The 23,260-nt window shown below is 36.4% G+C and carries 25 protein-coding genes and 1 riboswitch; of the genes, 13 read left to right on the forward strand and 12 right to left on the reverse strand.

Annotation, left to right across the window (positions count from 1 at the left end; translation table 11 throughout):
- Positions 1-72: 72 nt before the first annotated feature.
- Genes JNG87_RS13975 through JNG87_RS13990 form a run of 4 tightly spaced genes read left to right on the forward strand, consistent with a single transcriptional unit; the run spans position 73 to position 3,408 of the window.
- Positions 73-816, forward strand: a complete 744-nt coding sequence (locus tag JNG87_RS13975) for a tetratricopeptide repeat protein (protein WP_202838936.1) — start codon at positions 73-75, stop codon at positions 814-816.
- The gene (locus JNG87_RS13980; protein ID WP_202838937.1) at positions 816-2,555 is read left to right on the forward strand and encodes a BatD family protein; all 1,740 of its coding nucleotides are present in this window, start codon (positions 816-818) and stop codon (positions 2,553-2,555) included. The genes JNG87_RS13975 and JNG87_RS13980 overlap by 1 nt, the downstream gene beginning before the upstream one ends.
- A 44-nt stretch (positions 2,556-2,599) precedes the next feature.
- Positions 2,600-3,202, forward strand: coding sequence for a MarC family protein (locus tag JNG87_RS13985; RefSeq protein WP_062674416.1), 603 nt, complete (start codon positions 2,600-2,602; stop codon positions 3,200-3,202).
- 5 nt (positions 3,203-3,207) lie between these two features.
- Positions 3,208-3,408 (forward strand): hypothetical protein, encoded by a 201-nt coding sequence (locus JNG87_RS13990; protein WP_110010130.1) that lies wholly within the window; start codon positions 3,208-3,210, stop codon positions 3,406-3,408.
- 335 nt (positions 3,409-3,743) lie between these two features.
- On the opposite strand, the gene JNG87_RS13995 is transcribed toward JNG87_RS13990, so the two are convergent.
- From JNG87_RS13995 to JNG87_RS14015, 5 genes are all read right to left on the reverse strand, one after another.
- Positions 3,744-4,712, reverse strand: coding sequence for a chorismate-binding protein (locus JNG87_RS13995; protein ID WP_202838938.1), 969 nt, complete (start codon positions 4,710-4,712; stop codon positions 3,744-3,746).
- A gap of 155 nt (positions 4,713-4,867) precedes the next feature.
- Entirely contained in the window at positions 4,868-5,296 is a 429-nt protein-coding gene (locus JNG87_RS14000) for a PaaI family thioesterase (RefSeq protein WP_202838939.1), read from the reverse strand.
- Positions 5,297-5,339: 43 nt separating this feature from the next.
- Positions 5,340-5,936, reverse strand: a complete 597-nt coding sequence (locus JNG87_RS14005) for a 1-acyl-sn-glycerol-3-phosphate acyltransferase (RefSeq protein ID WP_110010128.1) — start codon at positions 5,934-5,936, stop codon at positions 5,340-5,342.
- A 315-nt stretch (positions 5,937-6,251) separates the two neighbouring features.
- Positions 6,252-7,973: a PspC domain-containing protein gene (locus JNG87_RS14010; RefSeq protein WP_202838940.1), complete on the reverse strand. Its 1,722-nt coding sequence runs from the start codon at positions 7,971-7,973 to the stop codon at positions 6,252-6,254.
- 11 nt (positions 7,974-7,984) lie between these two features.
- Entirely contained in the window at positions 7,985-8,314 is a 330-nt protein-coding gene (locus tag JNG87_RS14015; protein WP_002977573.1) for a PadR family transcriptional regulator, read from the reverse strand.
- Between the two features lie 505 nt (positions 8,315-8,819).
- On the opposite strand from JNG87_RS14015, the gene JNG87_RS14020 reads away from it, so the two are divergent.
- Both JNG87_RS14020 and JNG87_RS14025 read left to right on the forward strand, forming a co-directional pair.
- A complete protein-coding gene (locus JNG87_RS14020; RefSeq protein ID WP_202838941.1) occupies positions 8,820-9,518 on the forward strand; it encodes an XAC2610-related protein in 699 nt (232 codons plus the stop codon).
- A gap of 1 nt (position 9,519) precedes the next feature.
- On the forward strand, positions 9,520-10,110 hold the full coding sequence (locus tag JNG87_RS14025; protein ID WP_137905730.1) for an HD domain-containing protein: 591 nt from the start codon (positions 9,520-9,522) through the stop codon (positions 10,108-10,110).
- A 58-nt stretch (positions 10,111-10,168) separates the two neighbouring features.
- Here the strand turns inward: JNG87_RS14025 and JNG87_RS14030 are convergent, their stop codons facing one another.
- From JNG87_RS14030 to JNG87_RS14045, 4 genes are all read right to left on the reverse strand, one after another.
- On the reverse strand, positions 10,169-10,552 hold the full coding sequence (locus JNG87_RS14030; protein WP_002977578.1) for an acyl-CoA thioesterase: 384 nt from the start codon (positions 10,550-10,552) through the stop codon (positions 10,169-10,171).
- 115 nt (positions 10,553-10,667) lie between these two features.
- Positions 10,668-10,849: riboswitch (cobalamin riboswitch) on the reverse strand.
- 34 nt (positions 10,850-10,883) lie between these two features.
- The gene (locus JNG87_RS14035) at positions 10,884-11,684 is read right to left on the reverse strand and encodes a hypothetical protein (RefSeq protein ID WP_202838942.1); all 801 of its coding nucleotides are present in this window, start codon (positions 11,682-11,684) and stop codon (positions 10,884-10,886) included.
- Positions 11,685-11,714: 30 nt separating this feature from the next.
- A complete protein-coding gene (locus tag JNG87_RS14040; RefSeq protein WP_202838943.1) occupies positions 11,715-12,377 on the reverse strand; it encodes an ATP-binding cassette domain-containing protein in 663 nt (220 codons plus the stop codon).
- Between the two features lie 417 nt (positions 12,378-12,794).
- Positions 12,795-14,942, reverse strand: a complete 2,148-nt coding sequence (locus tag JNG87_RS14045) for an endonuclease MutS2 (RefSeq protein WP_202838944.1) — start codon at positions 14,940-14,942, stop codon at positions 12,795-12,797.
- 125 nt (positions 14,943-15,067) lie between these two features.
- Between JNG87_RS14045 and JNG87_RS14050 the strand changes: the two genes are divergently transcribed.
- Genes JNG87_RS14050 through JNG87_RS14060 form a run of 3 tightly spaced genes read left to right on the forward strand, consistent with a single transcriptional unit; the run spans position 15,068 to position 17,308 of the window.
- Positions 15,068-15,595: a GNAT family N-acetyltransferase gene (locus JNG87_RS14050; RefSeq protein ID WP_202838945.1), complete on the forward strand. Its 528-nt coding sequence runs from the start codon at positions 15,068-15,070 to the stop codon at positions 15,593-15,595.
- Positions 15,596-15,634: 39 nt separating this feature from the next.
- The gene (locus tag JNG87_RS14055) at positions 15,635-16,630 is read left to right on the forward strand and encodes an acyltransferase family protein (protein ID WP_202838946.1); all 996 of its coding nucleotides are present in this window, start codon (positions 15,635-15,637) and stop codon (positions 16,628-16,630) included.
- A gap of 36 nt (positions 16,631-16,666) precedes the next feature.
- Entirely contained in the window at positions 16,667-17,308 is a 642-nt protein-coding gene (locus tag JNG87_RS14060) for a uracil-DNA glycosylase (protein ID WP_202838947.1), read from the forward strand.
- Here the strand turns inward: JNG87_RS14060 and JNG87_RS14065 are convergent.
- The 3 genes from JNG87_RS14065 to JNG87_RS14075 all read right to left on the reverse strand — a co-directional run bounded on the left by JNG87_RS14065 (position 17,295) and on the right by JNG87_RS14075 (position 19,579).
- Positions 17,295-17,804 (reverse strand): hypothetical protein, encoded by a 510-nt coding sequence (locus JNG87_RS14065; protein WP_202838948.1) that lies wholly within the window; start codon positions 17,802-17,804, stop codon positions 17,295-17,297. The two genes, JNG87_RS14060 and JNG87_RS14065, sit on opposite strands and share 14 nt — an antisense overlap.
- 16 nt (positions 17,805-17,820) lie before the next feature.
- Positions 17,821-18,312 carry a DUF456 domain-containing protein gene (locus JNG87_RS14070; RefSeq protein ID WP_202838949.1) on the reverse strand — a complete coding sequence of 164 codons (492 nt, stop codon included), beginning with the start codon at positions 18,310-18,312 and terminating at the stop codon, positions 17,821-17,823.
- Between the two features lie 79 nt (positions 18,313-18,391).
- Positions 18,392-19,579, reverse strand: coding sequence for a carboxypeptidase-like regulatory domain-containing protein (locus tag JNG87_RS14075; RefSeq protein ID WP_202838950.1), 1,188 nt, complete (start codon positions 19,577-19,579; stop codon positions 18,392-18,394).
- Positions 19,580-19,827: 248 nt separating this feature from the next.
- On the opposite strand from JNG87_RS14075, the gene JNG87_RS14080 reads away from it, so the two are divergent.
- The 4 genes from JNG87_RS14080 to JNG87_RS14095 all read left to right on the forward strand — a co-directional run bounded on the left by JNG87_RS14080 (position 19,828) and on the right by JNG87_RS14095 (position 23,247).
- Positions 19,828-21,096 (forward strand): mechanosensitive ion channel family protein, encoded by a 1,269-nt coding sequence (locus JNG87_RS14080; RefSeq protein ID WP_202838951.1) that lies wholly within the window; start codon positions 19,828-19,830, stop codon positions 21,094-21,096.
- Between the two features lie 175 nt (positions 21,097-21,271).
- The gene (locus tag JNG87_RS14085) at positions 21,272-21,991 is read left to right on the forward strand and encodes a pyridoxine 5'-phosphate synthase (protein WP_202844327.1); all 720 of its coding nucleotides are present in this window, start codon (positions 21,272-21,274) and stop codon (positions 21,989-21,991) included.
- Between the two features lie 123 nt (positions 21,992-22,114).
- Positions 22,115-22,894, forward strand: a complete 780-nt coding sequence (locus tag JNG87_RS14090; RefSeq protein ID WP_202838952.1) for an alpha/beta fold hydrolase — start codon at positions 22,115-22,117, stop codon at positions 22,892-22,894.
- Between the two features lie 116 nt (positions 22,895-23,010).
- Positions 23,011-23,247 carry a microviridin/marinostatin family tricyclic proteinase inhibitor gene (locus tag JNG87_RS14095; protein ID WP_202838953.1) on the forward strand — a complete coding sequence of 79 codons (237 nt, stop codon included), beginning with the start codon at positions 23,011-23,013 and terminating at the stop codon, positions 23,245-23,247.
- The last annotated feature ends 13 nt before the right edge of the window (positions 23,248-23,260 follow it).

Consider the following 23,260-nt stretch of genomic DNA (forward strand, 5'->3'; position numbering starts at 1 on the left):
ACAAGTACTTTAACCGAACTTTAACAAATAAAACTCTGTTTCTTAACATATAAAGGAATAATTTTGCAAGTGATGAATACTAAAATCATATTTTTATCGTTTATTGTTGCCATTTCTTTCTCAGGCTTCATGTTTGGGCAGGAAAGCTATAAGAATTTAGTGTATGAAGGCAATCAGAAATTTGACGGTAAAGATTATGAAGGTGCCTCTTCGAAATATATGGAAGCGATAAAATCCAATGATAAAGATTTTACCGCTCACTATAATATGGGGAATGCATTGTATAAAAGTAAAAAATACGAAGAAGCAAAGGCTGAGTTTGAAAAAGCAGAAAAACTTTCACAGACACTGCCTGATAAAGCAGCTGCTCTTCATAATTTGGGGAATGCTTATATGCAGATGAATCAGCCGGAAAAAGCGGCTGACTATTATAAAAAAGCTTTGAAGCAGGATCCCCACAGTGAGGTAACCAGAAAAAACTATGAGATTGCCAAACTGAAAGAGAAAGAAAAACAACAGCAAAAAAACGAACAGAATAACTCAGGAAAAGGTGGCGGCGGAAATGATCAGAACAAAGGAGATGATCAGAAAGGCGACAAAGACAAAAAACAGGATCAGGGTAACGGCCCGCAAAACGAAGGTAAAAGTGACCAGGGTGACAATCCTAAGCAGAATCAAAATAATGAAGGCAGAATGCCAAAGAATCTTGAAAATGCGATCTTAGATAAAATAAACGAAAAAGAAAAAGAAACCGCCAGAAGAATTTTAAACAAAAATTCTTATTCGATGCCTGAAAGCAACGAAAAAGATTGGTGATGCAGCATAAATTGATTTACATATTGCTAACGCTGGCATCCGTAATTACTTACGGACAGGTAAATCTATCTATGGATGCAGATAAAACCGAATATGCAGGTAAAGATATCATCAACCTGACCATCGTTCTTGAACTTAACGGTAGTGATCTTGTACAGCAGACAGGTTTCCAGCTTCCGGATCTTTCAAAATTTAATATTATAGGAAGCGGGTCTGTTACGAATACCGTGATTGATCCTGCTACCAATACTTTAATTACCCAAAAAGTCTCCAGAATTGCTCTGGAACCTAAGAAAAAAGGGAAAATAAAAATCGGTTCCGTTCTTGTTACCGTCAACAACAGAATCTATAAAACCGAACCTTTTGATGTCAATATCCGTGATATTGTCGACAGAAGATCTCTGGCAGCAAATACTTCCAATGATGTGTATCTGAACATGGAAATTGATGATCGGGATGTCTATCAGGATCAGCCTACTGTAGCTGTTCTGAGAGTGTATTCCAGAAATATGGATAACCTGAGAAAGGTGAAAAATATCCACCTTCCGCAGCAGGACAATATCAACGTGCATCCTATTAATTTTAATAAGTCTGAGATAGATCCTTCCGGATATGGAAATATGCCTTCGCAGGTTCTGGCCATGTTTATGGTATTTCCTAATGAAGCTGGATATGTGGAGGTTCCCGGAGTATCTGCTTCAGTAAGTACCTATTCCAATAAAACAAAAATTGTTTCCAATAAAGTCAGAATCAACGTAAGAAAGCTTCCTGAAGGAGCTCCCGAATGCTTTAAAAATGCTGTTGGAAACTTTAATGTAAACGTATACAATGCTTCCAAAGAAAAACCGGAAGCCAAAAAGCCTCTGAATGTAGTGGTGAAAGTTTCAGGAGAAGGTAATTTACCTGATATGGAACTTCCTAAGATTGCCGCCTCTCCGGACTATGAAGTTTTTGCCCCGAAAATTACCTCAAAAGTTGCTCCGGGAACTTCAGGAATGAAAGGTGAAATCCTGGCTAATTATGTGATTATTCCTAAAAAATCAGGAGTAATTTCAATTAAAACGGAACAATTTGCTTTCTTTGATCCTGAAAGCAAAGAATATGTAGATCTTGGACAGAAAACACTGGATCTGAATGCATTTTCCCACGACCAGATTTTGGAAGCACGTTCTACAGTGGAGAAAGTGAATGAATATACCAATAACCTTTTGGAGACGGTAAATACTCCGGTATTAAAAACCACTTCTTTTAAAGTAAAAGAAAAAAGCAAATTCCACTGGAATATTCTTCTGACCAATATTGCTATTCTGATCAGCTTATTCGTTGCATATCTGCTATTTAAAAATTGGCAAAAAAAACGTACATTAGTTAGGGAAACTGTACCGTCAAAACCTTTAGGTTCAGTGGCCGAAACAGAAAAGGAGATCAGAGAATTGATGAAAACAGATATCAATGATTATTTTGGATATCTGGAAAACCTTAAAGATAACGGAGAGTATGAAAAGTTCTTTGTAACGCTGGAAGAATTGGATGAGGAAGTAAGAAGCCAGTATTTCCAAGGCTCTACCCCTGAGTTTAAGACTTTTCTTGAAAAACACAAGGGTTCTTCAGTTGCAGATGAATACAGCAGACTGCAGCAGAAAGTTCAAATGGAAAAATACAATCCTGTGAAATCTGCTGAAGCTTTGGAAGAACTTTTGAAAACTATTGTTAATTTATATTCACAAATTAGCAAATAGTCAGTTTATTTTCATATTTTTGCGAAATTTTTAATTACAAAGAGATGGAAATTTTTGATGGTTTTTCTTTTAAAGAGATTGTTACCAGCTTTATGGTTCTTTTTGCCGTTATCGATATCATCGGCTCAGTTCCTATTATCGTAAGCCTTCAGCAGAAGTTTGGACAGATTGAAGCCGGAAAGGCTGCCATTACTGCGGGAGCAATTATGATCGTTTTCCTGTTCGTAGGAAATAAGATTCTGAAGCTTATCGGAGTGGATGTAAATTCCTTTGCCATTGCCGGAGCTTTTGTGATTTTTGTCATAGCGCTGGAAATGATTTTAGGAATTGAAATCAATAAAACCACTGAAGCAAAGGCTGCATCCATTGTACCCATCGCATTTCCGCTGGTTGCAGGAGCCGGAACCCTAACAACCGCACTGTCTCTGCGAGCTGAATTTCATGATATTAATATTATCTGCGGAATCATTCTTAATACAATTTTCGTATATTTGGTGCTGAAATCAGCGAAATGGCTGGAGAAGAAAATTGGGGATGCTACTTTGATGATCCTTCAGAAAGTTTTCGGAATTATCCTTTTGGCAATTTCAATTAAATTATTCACCGCAAATTTTGCTCAACTCGTGCAGAATTATATTAATTTTTAAGAGTCATGAAGAAGTTTTATAAAGTATTTTTAGTACTGTTTATCGTATTCATCGCCATCAATCTTTATGCTATCAACTGGCAAGCGACAGATATCCTTGGAGATGAAGATAATATTAAGTTTGTATTCTCTGCTGGCGCTGCTGCCATAGGCCTTATCCTGCTTTTTGTAATGGATACCTGGAGCAGAATTGGTGTAAAGAAATAAATTGATTATTTCAATATAGATATAGACCTCTTTCTTTTGAAGGAGGTTTTTGTTTTTTAGGTGGTAGATAAAAGGAATTAGGTAGCAGCGATTAGGAATAAGGGATTAGAAATTAGGTGTCTTAAATGCAATACTGTTTTTTATATTCAATAGGAACGGGCTTTAGCCCGTTCAAAAGAAGGAAATATATTCCATTGGCTTTAGCCAAAACTTATAATTATCGCAATATTCTCACTTAGGTTTTTATGAATGGTCATAAACTCGTTTTACTCAGTAAAAAAATGCGCGCAAATATCTGTGCAAATCTGTGCGATCTGTGGGAGAATCTAAAAATATCAGGAAATAACCAGGTTTTTCAATATCGCTTCAGACTTCAGTTCTGTTTCTCTCCATTCCTTTTCCGGATCACTTTGAGCTGTTATTCCGCCTCCTACAAAAACATGTACCGAGTCTTTATAAAGTCTTGCACAACGCAGATTGACAAAGTACAGAATACTCTCATCCGTTTCAACCTTGATATAACCTGCATAAAATTCACGTGGAAATTTTTCATATTTACGGATATTTTCGTTACAAAAATCTTTTGGAATACCGCAGACTGCAGGAGTAGGGTGCAGATCCTGGATAATTTTATCAAGATCTTCAGGTTGTATACTGGTTTTAAAATCTGTTCGTAAATGTTTGATATTACCGGAAATATGGTCATAGGTTTCCGATTGTTCTACATTGTCAGAATAGTTTTTAAGAATATCCTGAATGTAGGCAGTAACCGGCTTTTGTTCTTCAATTTCTTTCTCAGACCATTCCTCAGACACAGGAAGAGTTCCGGCAAGAGCCATGGTTTCAAATTCGTGAGTCGTTTTATTAAACTTCCCTAATACTTCTGAGAAAGCTCCCATCCATGCATTTTTCCCATCATTAAACAGATATCTGAAAGCATTGGGGTAATTTTTACATACATTTTTGAAGCTCTCTTTATAATCGATGGAACTAAAGTCTTTGAAAATCTTTCTTCTGGAATAAACCAGCTTTGGCAGGTGATTTTCTTTAATCACTTCGATCACTTTCTGTAATGTTTCGCAGTATTCATCTTTTGTTTCGGCAGAAGAATTTGTAGAATCACTGATCAGATTTTCATTGGTAATAGAAGTATGAGCAAATTCAACAGCATCAATTTCACAAATTTCTCCGTTGAAGCTGATTTGATCCAGGCCGTTATAAGAAAGAAAGTTGACAGCATTTTTTGTATTATTTTCATCAGCAGACAGGAGTCTCTCGTCAAAAGGAAGTTTGAAATAAATCATGAGTTATGAAAGATTTTGAAAAATCATCATGGAAATAACATAGAAATTCCCGTTGTGATTTTCCTTTTTACAAAGGTATTACTAGTCTTAAAGATGTCAAAATAAAAAGAGCTTAAATTTAATTTAAGCTCTTTATTTTTTTATGTTGCTGCAACTTATCTGTGAATAATATTATTCGTCATTGTAGTATGATTGATCAAAACGCCTTTTTCATCACGGATTTCAATTTCAGAGACATGCATGGTTTTGCCTTTTCTGATAAAACGTGCCGTAGCGGTTACAATACCATCTTTTTTACTTCTTAAGTGATTGGAGTTGATATTGGTTCCTACTCCATAATATTTTTCACCATCGATAAAAATATTAGACAGGCTTGACCCTAATGTTTCCGCTAAAACGCAGCTGGCTCCTCCATGCATGATTCCAAACGGCTGGTGGGTTCTTGGGAGAACGGGCATTGTGGCTGTAAGGGTTTCATATTCCAGATCAATATCGATGAATTTGATTTCAAGCGTTTTGGCAAGAGTTACATCTCCCCAGTTATTGATAAATGCTAATATTTCTTCTTTTGTCTGACCTTTCATTTTTTAATAGTTGATAAATGATGATTAATTTTGCTTCTAGCTTCTAGCTTCTAGCTTCTAGCTCGGTTCCCATAATATTGGGATTCCAGTTGGCCGGAACTTTTGGAACAATGTCATTTTTTACATAATAGTCCTGGATTTCCTGCATGATTTCTGAAAAAGGTACTGAGGCTATTCTTTCATAAGGAATGGTGTAACCCAGATACACAATTTTTCTTTTAAAATCACCTGCTGCCAGAACGATAGGAACTTTTGCTGCCAAAGCCATATGATAGAATCCTTTTCTCCATTTTGGTACCCAGCTTCTGGTTCCTTCCGGAGTAATAACAAGACTGAAATCTTCCTTTGAAAACTGGTTGGCCACGAAATTCACAAGGTCATTTTTCTGGCTTCTGTCGATTCCGATACCTCCAAGTCCTTTTACGATACTTCCATACCAGGCTTTGGTGTGTGCATCTTTGATGATAATTTTTAAAGGTTTTTCCAAGGACCAGTAGGCGAAATTTCCTAAAATGTACTCCATATTATGAGTATGTGGTGCAACCACAAGGATACACCTGTTCAGGTTGTTGACATCGCCCTGCAGGACGACCTTCCAACCTAATAATTTTAACATTGCTTTGCCTAATAGCTTTTTCATAGATTTCCCGGATTAAAAACAAAAAAGTATAACCAAACTTTGGTTATACTTTACAAATATATTGAAATATTATCGCTCTTAAAACAAACCGCTAATTAAATCTACGATTTTCATTACGAATTCCATTGCAAATTGTATCATGATAAGGCTGCGTTTTTGATTGGTTGGTTATTAAATTTTAGCTTTACGAAATTAAAACTTTTTTTTCACATAAGAAACTAAATGGAGCTTTATTTTCACTTTTCTGAGAGAAGAAGGGTGTGAATTTCAAACGGTTGCCATCCACCCACACCTTCTACCACTCTCTGAAGTTAATTATTTAGTTTGTATGGAAATTTCATTTTTCCCGTCTTTGATTTTGATGTCCATATCTTTATTTGATTTTTTAATATTGGACACTGCAGAATCAATTACTTTCTTTGCCTGGTTGTTCGGAACTTTTTTACCGTTTACAATGATGCTGTCTTTGTCATCAGAGTTGTACTCAATGCTGGAGCCGTTTACTGTGATTTTATTTTTTTCGATTCTGACACCGTTGTTGTCTTCATCACTGTCCTGATCATTATCATTGATTCCGTCTCCGTCTAAATCTCCATCCATGTTGATACGGTCTTTTTTCATCGATATAACCACCATTTTCTGAGGAACTACAAGTTCATAATCAAGTCTGTAATCTCTGAATCTGTGCTCATATGGATACTTGATGTAGTTTGGAAGTAATACTTTATTGTTGACCACTTCTACAGGAACTGTAAGCTGGATAGGGAAGTTATATCCTTTTCCTTCTTTTTTGATGATCAGATACGGTGTTTTGATGTCCGGTTTTCTGGTTACATCTACAGAAATATAATCTTCTTCATACACTGATTTTTTATCAGAATAAATATCATTGTCATACGCTTTGAAGCTCTGAGGAATGTTGATCTGTTTTACATCCACATAAACAGTATCTGAAGTAGTATTGATGGCAACATTTTCTACATCTTCCTTACTTCCTCTGTAGATCATATCTTTCTTAGCCATGCTGATACCGAAGTAAGTTCCAAGTCCGATCAGAAGAAGGAATAAACCTCCTACAACCCATCCGATATTTCTCAGTTTTGTTTTCGGAGAGAATATTTTGATACTTAACAAGCTGAAAAGGATTGCCGGAATTAAACTTCCGATCACCATCATCGCAGCCAGTACTTTATCCAATCCCTGATCATCCATATAGAATCTGATCTCATTAGCTCCCGGGAAGTCTGTGTCCATTGCGAAAAGGGCAAATAATACAAACACTCCGATAATGCTGCTTACAGCCATCAATACGAAGAATCCTCCTACAATATACTTAAATACATTCCAGATTCCGCTTCCTGCATTGTTGATGTATGGCTTGTTTTCGTTATAGATTTCTCCGACCCTCTGAGTAGATTCATTGGCAAACTGTACCAATTTATTAGACTCATTCTTAAGATTGTCGAAGTTCATAGGCTTTCCCTGCATTTTCAGGAAATCTGCTGCTGTTTCAGCTTTTGGAAGTACGATCCAAAGGATTACATATAGAAGACCTATTAATGAAGAAGAAATGGCTGCTGTAAAAATTCCTAATACGAAGATTCCCAGCCAGATTGCTCTCATGGTAGTAATATCCATTCCTACGTACTGAGCTAAGCCTGCGCAGACTCCGGCAACTTTTTGTTTTTCGGGATCACGGAACAGCTGCTTTTTATCGGTATAATGAGTTCCTGAATTATAGTTTCTGGCAGATGTTTTTTCAGAATAATAAGCTTCTTCCTGCTCTTCGATTTTTTCAGGGCTTCCGATCTGTGCGATTACCCTTTCTACATCGGTATCGTTGATCACTTCACGTTTTCCTAAAGAATCTTTGAAAATTTCCACCATTCTTATTTCTATGTCATGCATTACTTCATCAGCCTCAGAAGCATCCAGAGAGCTTCTCAGTGCGTTCAGGTAATCGCTGAGCTTTATATATGCGTGTTCTTCTATGGTAAAAGAAAAACCTGCGAGTCCTATTGAGAGTGTCTTGTTCATAGCTTTGTTTTTTAATTTTGTTGGGTGATTTGGTTTACTGAGGCTGTCAGTTCATTCCATGTATTGAGAAGTTCATCCAGGAAAAGTTTTCCTTTTTCTGTGATCTGATAATATTTTCTGGGTGGTCCTCCGGTAGATTCTTCCCATCTGTAAGAGAGAAATTCTCCGTTTTTAAGTCTTGTAAGAAGAGGGTAGAGGGTCCCTTCCACTACATCCAGTTTTCCTTTTTTCAGTTCATCAATAAGATCAGAAACATACATTTCTCGGTTATTGATGAGACTTAGAATACAGAATTCCAGAATTCCTTTTCGCATTTGCGCTTTGGTATTTTCGGTATTCATCTTTGATAAGTTTTGTTAATTAGTTATATTTTTAGAAAAATGCCCCTAGCTAGCTGAGCCTATTCTAATTTTACATTACAAAGATATGTAAATAAAATGGTATTATGCAATACAAAGTAGTGAAATTTTTAAAATAAATTATTTAAAACACTATAAATCAATATAATAATTTTAATCATCAATTTTGAGTCAAATGGATTTTAGAAGAAAATGTCTGAGAATTTTTAAATTTTTAGATAGAATTTTGAAAATTGGAGAGAAAAAATGATCTTTTATCACTTATCACTCATGTTCTAGCCCCGATAGCAGCGGTTACCCCACAGCAGCCACGGCTTTAGGCAGGCGCGAGGAGTATGAGCGGATAGCGGGAGAAAGCTTCTTATCTGTGAATACTGTTTTATGGAAAGGGAAATTCTGGCAGATAATGAGAACATGGATTTTGAGATCGGTATTATGATTCGTATTTTTGTTAGAAATAAAAAAGACCCAAATCATTCCTATTACCATGAATATTTTAAATAAGTACAGGCACTTATCAGTATTTCTTTTGGGACCGCTCTGTTTCGGGCAATATCAGTTTGAAATTAAAAATGTATCAAAGAACTATGATGCAGTCATTCAGACAGAAAACTGTTACGATGACCGATGTGGAGGAAAAGGAACGGTGGAACTGTTTGACCATAAAAACAGCAAAGTACAGACTTTTGTTTCTGATGATCTTGTTGTATATGCGGAACAAGGCCAAAAACTGGTTCGCGGGAAATTGATTCCGCTTTCAAAGGATCAGCGTAGTGTAATTGTAGATGATTTTAATTTTGACGGCACCGAAGATGTAGCGATAAGAAACGGAAATATGGGAAATTACAGTTCGGCTTCTTATGATGTTTATGTATTCAATACTACAAGAATGGCATTTGTAAAAAGTGAAGAACTTACAGACCTGGGCTCAAACGGTTTTGATTTTTTTGAAACAGATGCTAAACGAAAGCGTCTTATTTCCTACGGTAAGTCCGGTTGTTGCAGGATTTTTACAACAGAATATACCGTTATTCCGAACAAAGGGCTGGAGAGAGTGCTGGAAAAAGAGGAGGATATGACCAATGAGGATCAGGTAAAGGTCATAACGAAAGAAAAGATCAATAATAAATGGATTACCAGAACAAAGGTATATCCGTCAGATCAATATAACAGAAATAAAAAGTAAGATGAAAATTCAGAAAGAGATAGATTTTATTCTGGCAGTAGATGCGCTTAAAAATGTACAACGAAGAAATTATAATGCAGACGATTCCCGAAGAGAGAATACGGCTGAACATTCCTGGCAGATCATTATTCTTGCCCAGATCCTTTATCCATATGCTAAAAACCGAGCTGATATTGATTTGCTAAGAGTGATAAGAATGCTTTCCATTCATGATCTTGTGGAAATAGAAGCCGGAGACACTTTTATTTTTGATGAAAAAGCTATGGTCGGAAAGTTTGAAAGAGAGAAAGCTTCAGCCCAAAAGATCTTTGGAATTCTGGATGAGCCTTTACGTACAGAATTTTTTAACCTGTGGCTGGAGTTTGAGGAAGAGAAAACACCGGATGCTATTTTTGCCTGTGGAATCGATAGAATTATGCCGTTTATTTTAAATTCCCATACTACAGGAAAGAGCTGGACAGAAGCCGGAGTGACGGAAAGACAGATCCGGAATATGCTTGAAAATGCAATCAGCAGAGCATCAGACGAAATGGGAGAGGCTTTTGAACTTTTATTGAACAGAAGTCTGGAAACAGAAAAGGTATTGAAATAATGTCAATGAAAATATTTAAAGCTTCGGGCGGCCTTTGGCCGCCCGAATTTTTTATAATTTATAGTATCTGGATTGGTTTTTTGAATTCGTCGATGGCTACAAAAGTAAAATCACCTACAATAGCTTTTTCTCTTTCATAGGAGTACATCTGTTCAGTGTAAATTTCAACATTCACCTTCATACTGGTTTTTCCCACGTATGAAACTTTTCCGATCAGTTCCACAATAGTTCCGGCAGGAATAGGTTTTTTGAAATCAATTTTATCACTGCTCACGGTTACCACTCTTTTTCTGGCAAAACGGGTTGCGGTAATAAAAGCTACTTCATCCATCAGCTGCATGGCAGTACCTCCAAAAAGGGTATCGTAATGATTGGTGGTGTTAGGGAAAACCGCTTTAAAGATTCTGGTTTCGGATGCTTCAATTCTTTCTTCTGTAGTCATATATCATTATTAATTAAAGCGAAATGAAATAATACTAAAACAACAGAATAATGACAGGAATTGATAGAACTCCTGAAACAATCCATCAGATCAATACAACTTCAAATCGCGAAAGTTACATGTTTAAGAAAAAGGCAGGTCTCCTGACTTGTAACATCATTTATCTCCTTCCCATGCCTCGCACAGTGGATCTTTGATAAAGACTTCAGTTACTTTACAGTTGCGCGACAGTCCGTGATTTTCACACGGTTCCCTTTTAATCTGCGGTGATGCAGAACCAATTTCTGTGATGAATAAGCGTAAAAACTTTTCGAATGCAAAAATAATGAATTTATTCCGGATTATGATAAATAATCTGGCTGATTACTCTTCCTTTCTTAATCGTCCAGAGAGTAGTGTATCTGTTTTCCCCTGAACCATTGATCATATAAAGGAAAATATTATCATTGTCGAGGGAAGTTACCCCGATGTTCTCAAAATCCATGGTAGGCTGGAACATGTTTTTGATGGCTTCCCTTACAAAAACAGATCCTCTTCCGGGCTGCTGCACTCTGATGGATTTGATTTCGGTCATTCCCTCAGGAAGGTCATTTCCAATTCCCCATGGTTTTACTTTATCAATCGTAAGAATTTTTCCATCTGCATCTTTTTCCTTTTTACGGTATCCTGCATTGGAAGGGTAAATATCAATGACTACTTTGCTTCTTTGGGCGGTAGGGATTTTAGGATCGGAATTATCGGTAAAAATAAGGGATCTTCCATTTTTGGATTTGGATGGAGTATAGGCGGGAAGCTGGTCTACATAAGCAATACGTCCTTTATTCACCATTCCTTCTTTATCAAGAGTTTCATAACGCACAAAAGGCTTGTCGTCATCCTGTTTCTCAGGATATTTGATCCAGATCCATTCTGTTTCTCCCGGAGCCGGTTTTACATAAACAAATACATCACCTTTGCGCATACGGATCTTATCAACAATTTTTCGGTAGTCGTCTTTATGTACACGTACGTTGGCATATCCTTCCTCAGCTTTTACCACTCCAAAAGGAACTTTAGTTTGTCCTTTTACAAAGACAACAGATAAGATACTGAAAGCAGATAAATAGAATACTTTGTTTATGAAAGTCATCATGAAATTTTTTTGATCCCTCAAATATATAAATTAAATGCTTTTCGGAAGATAATTATACCGTTGCAGTTCATTTAAATCTTGTATTTGTTTCAGATAGCCTTCACGCAAAAGAAATATTTGGTGTGAAATATCAAGAACTTCCTGATAATTATGGTCAGAAATAATGAATCCCTTATACGCAGACTGTTCAATGATTGCAGCTTTCAATGCTGCAGAAATTTTCGGAGAAAGACTATGGAAAGGTTCGTCCAGTAAAACAAAATCAGCTTCAGAATAAATAATCATCAAAGTTTCAATAATTCTCTGTTCACCTTTGGAAAGGTTTTTAGGCTTTTCATGAAGGAAAGGCTGTACGAATTCTGATGTAAAAAGCAGCTCAGTATTCTTTTGATTACAAAAAAGAGGAACCAGGTTTTTTATTTTTATATTTTTGGGTAAAAAAAGATCTTGTGGCAAGTAAGCAATTCTGTTTTTTCTGTCGGAAATGCTTTTCAGAATAGTGTTGTCATATTTTATAAACTGAGTATCGCCATATTCAGTTCCGAAGATAATTTTTAACAGGGTTGATTTCCCGCTTCCATTTCTGCCCAACAGGCCTATGATTTGTCCTGTTTCGCATCCTATATAAATATCCTGCAGAATTTTCCTCTCATTAAAAGATTTGGTTACGCTATCAACATGCAGTCTGCTCATAAAAATAATGTTATAATTTTTACAATAATCCCCGATACTATTGTTCCTGTCCAGAGAAACATCCTTGAAAAGCCTGAATTGGCATAAAAGTAATATTCGCTTTTAAGCCTTACTTCATATATAAAATAATGAAGAACAGGTAAAATCAGAAGAAAACTTAATCCAAATGTTTCAATACTGAAGGGAAGCAAACAAGAAATAAGTAATGAAAACAATAAGGCGGGGATCTGTATTTTTTTATAAAAGATCCAAAGAATAGTAAAGTTTCTTGCCATGTTCAATACTTTATGAATTCAAATATATTAAAAACCTTTATACAAGAGAGAATGAAAAGCTTCATTAAAAAATAATAAAAAAGAGAGAGCTCCGAAAAGTGCTCTCTCTGTATTTACGTAACTAAATCTTCGGATAGATTAATTAAATTCTCTCAAGTTCATCTGCGTCAATTGTGGTTTTGAAAGTTCCGTAATTGACAATCACTTTGTTTCTGGAAATTTTCTCAATGGTTCCGACACTGGTACTTCCTGTAATACGGACACGTTGTCCGATTTTCATCCATACAGCACGATCGGTTTTACGCTTTTCTTCCAGTTTTTCATTGGTTTCAGCAATTTTTTCAATTACTTCTTCTTTTTTCAGCTGTTGAGTGATTTTTCTCTTGACAACCTGCAGGCGTTTGGATTCATCCTTATCTGTTCCCAGTTTTCGGAATTTTTCCTGTTCAAGAAGCTTTACAAAATCTTTTACAACATCCTTTCTGGATTTTCCTTTGGTATAACTGTCGATGAATGCTTCAATCTTATTTCCGAACTGAAGTTTGCGGTGTTCCTCTTCATACAGCTTCTGGAAATTGAAAAGTTTCTGCTGAAGCTGGTCATTCAGTTTCTGAAGGTTATCACGTTTATCTTCTACGGATTCTTTTCTTTCGGCAAGATCGGATTTCAGTTTCTCAACCTCAAATTTTTCCTGCTGCAGTTTTACAATCGTCTTATCAAGATTCACAATATCATGCTCTACCTTTTTCTTGGCCGAATGGATGATAAATCTTGGAATTTTATTCTTTTCTGCAACTTCAAAAGTAAATGAACTTCCTGCCTGTCCCACTTCAAGCTTATACATCGGCTCCAGTGTTTCTTCATTGAAAAGCATGGCTGCATTCTGGGCGTTGGGAAGCTGTTCTATCACCAGTTTAATATTGGTATAGTGCGTTGTGATAATGGCAAAACTCTTTTTATCATAGAAAAACTCCATGAAACTTTCTGCCAGGGCACCACCAAGCTCCGGATCAGAACCTGTACCGAACTCATCAATAAGCAATAGCGTATTGGCGTCTGCTTCACGGATGATTCCTGACATTTTCTTCAATCTTGATGAATAGGTGGATAAGTGGTTTTCAATAGATTGGTTATCGCCAATATCCGTCATAATTTTCTCAAAGAAAAACATTTCAGATTTTGGATGAACCGGAACCAGAATACCACTCTGAATCATCAGCTGTAATAATCCTACCGTTTTCAGGGTAATTGACTTTCCACCGGCATTCGGACCGGAAATACAGATGATTCTGTTATGTTCTGTTAAGGTAAGTGTTTGAGGGTGAATGGTTTTGTTCTCTACTTTGTTTCTTAACCATAAAAGAGGATGATAGGCATCTTTTAATCTCAGCGTTTTATGATGATTGATTTTTGGAAGAACGCCGTTAATCAGTTCACCAAATTTCGCTTTAGCTCTCGTAAGATCAAGGTCAAAAATATACACCTGATATCTCCACAGCTGAGGCTGAAATTCTGCCAGTTCAGCTGTAAGCTTACGGAGAACTTTATCAATTTCTTTTTTCTCTTCCTCTTCATTCTCACGGAGTTTGAAATAGTGCTTTACAACACTGTCCGGCTGAATATATGTGATGGAACCTGTTTTGGAAATTCCTAATGTTCTTCCGGCAACTCTTTTTTTGAATCCTGACTTTACTGCCAGAACCCTTTGGTCGTCAATAATTGTTTCCCGGATGTCATCCAGAAAGTCACTCTGTCCGTACGTGGTAAGCGCACGGTTGAAATTTTCCTGAATCGCCTTTTTAGCCAGCTGAATTTCAGTTCTTATCCCTTTCAGAGCTGGAGAAGCTTCATTTTTTACTTCACCAAAACGGTTAAAAACCTTATCCACCTTCTCAATGATCTCTTTTCTGAATTCCAGTACAGAAATTTCTTCCAATAAAGTAGGAAACGTTTCCGGCATGGTTGGGAAGAATTTCTGAAGTCTTCCGATCTGTTCCGTGATGGTTTTTATTTTGATGAAAGCAGCATTTTCCAGACGGTAGTTCTCGATCAGCATCAATTTCAGCTCACTTTCAATATCTTCATATTCATCAAACGGAATCGCATTTGAACTTTCAAAACTCGACAGATATTCTGACGTTTTTTTTAATGAAAGTTCCGCCTCGTCAATTTCCATCGGACGAAGTTGAAGAATTTTTTCTCTGGTTTTCGGAGAATACGCAAATGGGGAGATTTCCGCGAGCAATTGCGGAAACTCTAATTCGTCTAAATCTTCTTTATCTATATACACAGTGCAAATTTAATGAGAATTTTGATTATTACGTATATCTGAGAGATTTACAGAATAAATTAACCGGGATTTAAAGTTTTAACGCTAAAAAATAAACCTTAATATTCTTTTATTAAATTTGAAATATGAAACTGGAAACCCAAAGATTATTACTGAGAGATATCAACGAAAGCCACGTTGAGGATATTTTGCGAATCCGAAGCAATGAGGTGATCAATCGGTTCGTTATAAGGAAATCTCCTGAAAATAACTACGATGCACTCCAGTTTATTCTGACGATTAAAGAAAAAACTAAAAATAACCAAACCATCTATCTGGGAATTTCTTTAAAAGATCAGCCGAACCTTATCGGAACCATCTGTCTCTGGAATTTTTCTGAAGACCGTAAAACAGCGGAAGTCGGTTATGAATTACTGCCCGAATACCACAGGCAGGGAATCATGTCTGAAGCTTTGAAGACCGTTCTGGATTTTGGATTTGACGAACTGCATTTACAGGAAATTGTAGCCATTACCAACAAATTCAATGAAAGCTCAAAAGGACTTCTTTTGAAACATCATTTCATTTTGCAGGAAGGAAAGCCGGATGAAGGTTTTCCGGATAATATTATTTTCAGACTACAAAAAGCCTCTCGCAGCCCTTATCAAATCTAGCGGGTTTTTCTCTATCTTTATTGCCGATTGAAATTATATATGAAAAATGAAATAAAATCTTTAACGGGACTTAGAGGAGTAATGGCGTTATGGGTGACTTTTTTTCATTTTTTTGATTTTAAAAACGAAATTCTTCAGCATATTATAGGAAAAGGATACCTTGCTGTTGATGTCTTTTTTGTATTAAGTGCTTTTCTGCTAACAGTTTCCTATTCTGATACGTTTAAAAACTTAGAAATTAAAAGAGTAGTGACGTTTTATAAAAAAAGAGTCAATAGAATTTATCCTGTTTATTTTATTTCAATGATTTTGATTATTCTGTTGGCAGGAAAAATTTCATGGTTTACATTTTTTATCAATGCCGGATTGGTACAGTGTTTTTTTAATCCAGACCGTCTGTTGAATATCGTTTATTGGTCTCTGAGTACAGAATGGATGTGCTATCTGATATTTCCTTTCATGCTCTATCTGATCATTCGCTATAAAATCCGTGGTGAAATCCTGATTGTTGCAGGTCTGCTTTTAAGGGTGGCACTTCCACATTTTCCTGATATGTATTTTAACGAGGGGGCTGTCAGTATGTGGAAATCTTCAAAATACCTTGATATTCCCTACGGAGTAAATTCTTTAATCAGAACAATAGCTTCTTATTTTTTTGGAATCGGAGTTGCTTTGCTCCCGGAATTTAAAATAAAAGGCCGCTGGCCTGTAAATGCTGTATTCGTGCTATCCTTACTATTATTGTTTACGACAAGAGGACTGGTTTTTATTCCATTCTTATCAGCATTGATGATCAGACAATTATATACAGGTGAAAAAAATTATCTTCAGATGTTCTTGGAGACCAGGCCTGTTTATATTTTAGGGAATATCTCGTATTCATTGTATATTATACATTATATCGTTAAAAATCAGAATTTTATAATAGTAGGTCTGCCACTTGTTAATACCCTTTTATTGATCACTTTTTCACTAATGCTGTCTTACTTTTCCTATATGCTGATTGAAAGAAAAGTAAAGATATTTAAGGTATAATGTAAGCCCTTATTTTAATATTATTATTTTTGCACTATGACCTGGACAGAAATTTTAGCCCCAATAAAAAGTACGGAATACTTTACAACCCTTTGGGAGAAAGTGAAGAATGAATATGCAACAACCAAAGTTTTTCCACCAAAAAATCAGATCTTCAGAGCATTGGAACTTACTGCTTTTGATGATGTTGAAGTCGTGATTATTGGGCAGGATCCTTACCATAATGATTATCAGGCGAATGGTTTATGCTTTTCTGTTTCCGAACAGGTTGCAGCACCGCCATCCCTTAAAAATATTTTTATTGAGTTAAAAGATGATCTGGGAGTTGTAAGAACTTCCAAAGAACTTGATGATTGGGGAAGCCAGGGTGTTTTACTGTTGAATGCTACCTTAACGGTTCGTGCGCATTCACCCAATTCCCATAAAGACCTTGGCTGGGAAAAATTTACCAACTTTATTATTAAGGAAATTTCAGATAAAAAAGAGAATGTCGTGTTTGTATTGTGGGGCGCTTTTGCACAAAAAAAAGCCGAACTCATAGATCCGGCTAAACATTTTATTCTGAAATCGGCACACCCTTCACCCTTTTCTGTGCACAGAGGTTTTTTTGGAAGCAAGCCTTTCTCAAAAATTAATGAGTATCTTGTTTCCAAAGGGAAGAAGCCTATTTCGTGGTAGAATCAGCTGATGGTTCAGCTTTTTTTATTGTAATTCCTATTTTATATTTTCCGGCTAGTGCTTTTGTTCCGTCCTGTGATTTTGGATAAGGAGCAATGTCCTGTAATGTAATCGTGTAACCATTAAATTCTGTCGACTGGTGGTAATTTCTTGCCGGAAAATTTCCGCTGGCAAGGTTCAGAATCATCGGCCGGGTAGAAGTTCCCATGACTTCCACCTGAGCAAGAGCAACTCCCGACCAGATACAATTGACTCCTTCAGGACAACGGCTGTCTTCAGAAACCCCTTTGAACGTCACATTCATCTGGTATTCTCTTAAAAACTTATTCTCGCCTTCACTCAGGTAGATAATACCATCTTTCTGATTATCAGGACTTGTTGATTTTGTACCTGTAGACATTTCAGGGGATTTTGTATTAATTCTGGATTTCTTTTGGGCATCGCATCCTGTTAATGCAAATATTCCCAGACTGAGTATGATAATTTTATGGAACATAGTTTCTTATATTTAATTAAATGACGTTGAACATATCAAGTAATACTACCAAAAACATTGCCACTCCAACCACAAAGCTGAATCCGGTTCCGTAAATGAATCCAATCAGTGCTCCTTTGGTAGATTGTAAAGCCTTATTCATATCCTTACTGTCGTGAAGTAATTCACCAATAAATACCCCTGCAAACATTCCTATCAGAAATCCCAATGGAATCGGAAGAAATATCCCGACAATAGTTCCGATAACAGAACCAATGCTTCCCCAACGGGTGCCTCCGTATTTTCTGTTAGTCTTTGCCGGAATCACATAGCTTAACACTACAGAAGCTGCCGTAAGAATTCCGAAGGCCCAGATATAAATCATCGGAAGATCCGCATCTGTCCCGAATTTATAGATCAACAGTCCGCAGATACTCAGTAAAAGACCAGGTAATACAGGAAGAAAAGTTCCTAATATTCCTATAAATAATAAAATAAGGCAGAAAATATTAATAATCGTTGTATCCATTCTTTAAAAAAATATACATGCAATATAAAAAAAGTGGCCTTATAAAAAGCCACTTTGAGAACTGAGTTATAAAATTTTATTACAAATTTAAGATTACGTATTCCAGAATCGGTCCTGCTTTACCGATATTTCCGCTTGCGTGGTTATGGAAGGTGGTATAGTAGATATTTCCGCTGGTAGAGTTTCCTGTGCAGGATCCCATGGTATCTCCATGTGCCTGATGTGCGTTCCAGGCATTCTGGTTGATGGTAATGGTGATGTTATTTCCACTGGCTGTGTGATGACAGATGGTGATGTGGTTGTTGTTTAAAGAAGTTCCTACAGGAGTCTGTGGGGCAGAAGGATTGGTATAATGTCCTGTTCTTATCATCAGAGGTTCGTTACCTTTTTGTACCAGAACATCCCAGAATAAAGGGTCATAGTTTTGAATTTTTTCCCATGCGCCCATATCATATTGAATGTCCAGGGTATTAAATCCTAATGCAGTTGCCAAAGCCGTGTTTGAAACGTTACAGCCCATATAAGTGGTGGCTGTGCCTGTATCCTGCAGACAAAGAAGGTTATCATTGATAAAACCTCCCGGAGCATTACAGTTTTCAGTATTTGTATTTCCCCCTACCAGATAAGCCGAAGCCCAGTCTGAGCTGTAAAGGCTTCCGCCATTAGTTACAAAGGTGGAAAGATTGTTATAAACACTGGTATCATTGGATGGCGTGGAAGTTCCTGTTTGGGGGTAAGTACGGGATCCGCAATTCAGGAAAATAATATCATACTGGGAAATCGTATTGATATTTTTTAAATCCTGATACGTAATTTCAGTGGCAGTATATCCAAGTGAGGTTATAATGGCTTCAATTTCATCATAGCTCCCTTTTATATAAGCCATTTTTGCTATCTGATCCAATTTTGAATCTGTGGCAGCTACAGTAACTGTTTCATCTTTCTTAATGGTAAGAGGAAGTTCTGTTCTGAAATTTTTACCGTCACCTGTCTGAATGTGAAGGGTTGTCTTGCCTTCAGGAGCTGTTAAGCTGAAACTTCCGTCAGCATTGGAATAGGTATGGTAAACATTGCTCTGGCCGTCAGTAGTAAATACAAGAGCCCCTCCAATCGGTTTGGTCCCGTTTTTTGCCAATACTCTGCCTTCCACTGTTCCTGTGGATATTACTTTTGTGGGGTTTTCTTCGGGAGTAACAGAGTCGTCTCCTTTACAATTAGCTAAGAGCAGAAGGCTGCATAGCGTGATCAACAGGTAGTTTTGTTTCATATTTAATTGATTTTGATGGGTTTAGTTTTAATCAAATTTAATAAAATTTTAATATTAATACATTAAAATTGAAATTTGTTTTAATTTTTTTTACTTAAATGTATTGTTTGTGGTTTATTTTTCAATTGTAATGGTGGACTGTAGAAGATTTATAATTTTTATTAAATATTTTCTGATGAATACCTTTTGGGATGAAAATTGATTGCAAATAATAAAATGATGATTCTTAATTTCATAAATTTGCTGTAATGAATGACCAGTTACAAGAAACCAAAAACTTTATACAGGAGCTGAGCGAGCAGCTTTACATCTATATCACCCGGATTTCACCAGCCGGGCTCGACTGGGTTTTTCATATCATTGTAAAACTGAGCTTACTTCTTGTCCTGTTTTTAATCACTGATTTTATTTTTAAATTCATTATCAATTCAGTATTCAGGTTATTTCATAATGAACAGAAGTTCCCGATCGTAAAATCTATTTATCAGTCGAAAATCACCAATTCTGTAGCCCATTTTGCTGCTTTGATTGCGGTTGCCGGGATCCAGGGATCTATATTTCCGGAAAATGCGCTGCCGAAGACCACTATTTTTATTATAAGATGTATCAATCTTGGGTTGGTCTTGATAGTAGCGGGAATGCTTTACAGATCACTGACCGCTTTCAGGAATTATTTCAGTATTAAACAGGATTTCTACAAAATAATGGCACTTAATGCCATTTCAGAAACTGTAAAGATTTTAGGACTTTTTATATTTACAGTAGTAGGACTTTGTGTGATTTTCGGGATCAAAGGAACCACTATTGTTGGAAGTCTGGGGGCTATTACAGCTGTTCTGGTATTGGTTTTCAGAGATACTATTTTAGGATTTGTTACAGGTCTTCACGTGGCTACTTCTAAAAACTTAAAAGTAGGGGATTGGGTAAGTATTCCCAAATATAGTATTGAAGGGAATATCACGGAGATCAATCTTTTGACGACTAAAATCACCAATTTTGATAAAACGGTTTCCACAATTCCAACCTATGATCTGATGACCACTGAGATCAAGAATATGCAGGTGATGTCTGAATCCAATACAAGAAGAATAAAAAAATCAATCTACTTTAATATCAATTCTTTTAAGTTCCTGACGGATGAAGATGTCGAGCGTTTAAAGGAAATTAACCTGATTTCAGATTATCTGGATGAAAGGACATCAGAGATCAAAAAAGAAAAGGAAAGCCTTGTACATAAAGATAAAATTGTGAATGGAAGACAGCTTACCAATATCGGTGTATTCCGCTATTATGCACAGAAATATATTGAAAATGATCCTGATATTGATAAAAACGGAACCCGGATGGTCCGCCAGCTGGAGATCACCCCACAAGGGCTTCCGCTTGAAGTATACTGTTTTGCCAATGATTCCAAATGGGAACGTTTTGAGCAGATACAGGCCGATATTTTTGACCATTTACTGGTGGCTTCAAAAGAATTTGAACTTCAGGTGATGCAGGTAAGCGTGAAAGTGTAGAAGCAGGAAGATTGAAAAGGGAAGTGGATATTTCCAGTCTCTTTTAACCCAAATTTTAAATTAAATTTTTAAATGATCATAAATGTGGAAGACCAATAAAAGTACGAAGTCTGGATTTACTTCCAACTCCATGCTTCCAGCTTCCAACATCTTATATCTAACATCTAAAATAACAATGACAAAACTAAGCGTAAACATTAATAAAATTGCGACGTTAAGAAATGCAAGAGGAGGTGAAACTCCAAGTGTTACAGAAGCTGCTGTAAAAATTCAGGAATTCGGAGGACAGGGGATTACCATCCATCCAAGACCTGATGAAAGGCATATCACAAGAAAAGATGTCTATGATCTGAAGCCGTTGGTTACGACTGAGTTTAATATTGAAGGAAATCCTCATCAGGATTTTATTGATATGGTATTGGAAGTGAAACCTGAACAGGTGACTCTTGTACCGGATGCTGATGATGCCATTACATCCAATGCCGGCTGGGATACCAAAAAACATCTCGATTACCTTACAGAGATCATTGCAGAATTTAAAAAAGTGGGAATCCGTACTTCTGTTTTCCTTGATCCTTTACCGGAGCTTGTAGAATATGCGGCCAAAACAGGAGCAGACAGAATAGAGCTGTACACTGAAGCTTATGCAAAAAACTATCTTACCAATAAAGAACAGGCTATAAAACCTTATTACGACACTGCTGTTGAAGCGACAAAGTTCGGGTTGGGAATTAATGCAGGACATGATCTGAGCTTAGAAAACCTGAAGTATTTCTCAGATACCATTCCGAACCTTCTGGAAGTATCTATCGGACATGCTTTGATTTCTGAAGCACTTTATATGGGATTGGAAAATACAGTTCAGGCTTATCTGAAGAGACTGGCAAAATGGTAATTAATAAGAAATCAGAAGTTAGAGATGAGAAGTTAGTACAACTTCAATTATATTAAAAATAGCATAAACAGATGATGCATAATTTATCTAACTTCTAGTTTCTCACATCTAACTTCTAAAAATATGGAAATTTTAAACTCAAAAATATTCAGCGAAAATGTAACGAATACGCCGCTTCTAGTATTTCACGGACTATTCGGAATGCTCGACAACTGGGGAAGTTTCGGAAAGGATCTGGGAGAATATCTTCCGGTACACCTGATCGATCTTCGAAACCACGGAAGAAGTTTTCACTCAGAAAGTATGTCTCATGATGACCTTGCAGATGATATTGCCCGTTATATGGATCATTGTGGTATTCAGAAAGCTCATGTTTTAGGGCATTCTTTAGGCGGAAAAGCAGTGATGCAGTTTGCCATAAAATACCCTGAACGTGTTGAAAAACTGATTGTTGTAGATATTTCACCTAAAGCATATCCACCACATCATCAAGGGATTATCAAAGCACTGGAAACGGTTGATTTCAATACGGTAACTTCAAGAAATGAAGTGGAAGCTGTCCTGAATCAATATATTCCCGAAAGATCTACCGTGCAGTTTCTGACGAAAAATCTGTATTGGGATGACAATAAAAAACTGGGCTGGAGGTTCAACCTTAAAACATTATCTGAAAAATATACTGAGTTTGTTTCCAATGCCATCAAATTCGGAGTTTTTGAAGGTGAAACCTTGTTTATAGCAGGGGCAAAATCCAATTACATCCTTCCACAGGATGAATTCGGTATCAGGCAGCAGTTTCCTAAAGCTAAAATAGTGACGGTGAAAAATGCAGGACACTGGGTGCAGGCAGAAAATCCGGTTGATTTTGCAAATGTTGTTAAGGAATTTCTTGGTTTAAATTAATTTTATACTTTGATTTTTAATATTATGTTAAAATTTTATTAAAAACATATATTATTTCTCCATGAGTTGAAATTTTTGTACTTTGGATTTTCAAAAAACAATAAAAATATTAACTTATGGAAAACAAAAATTCAAAAAAGAAGCCGTTTTTTGCATCATTCTTAGAAAAACAGGTTAAAGATCCTGAAACAGTAAAAGGTGGAGGTATTACTTCCGTATTGGCAGATCAGATCACTACAGCCCTGCAGGATCAGATCACGACTCCTCTTAAGGATAATGTTACCAAGCCTGATAATGATAATGTAACCATGAAATATCCTTCTGACGGTGATGAGGATGTTTTAGAAGTATGATAATGTACAAGCA

The organism is Chryseobacterium cucumeris, assembly GCF_016775705.1.
Classification (GTDB): domain Bacteria; phylum Bacteroidota; class Bacteroidia; order Flavobacteriales; family Weeksellaceae; genus Chryseobacterium; species Chryseobacterium cupriresistens.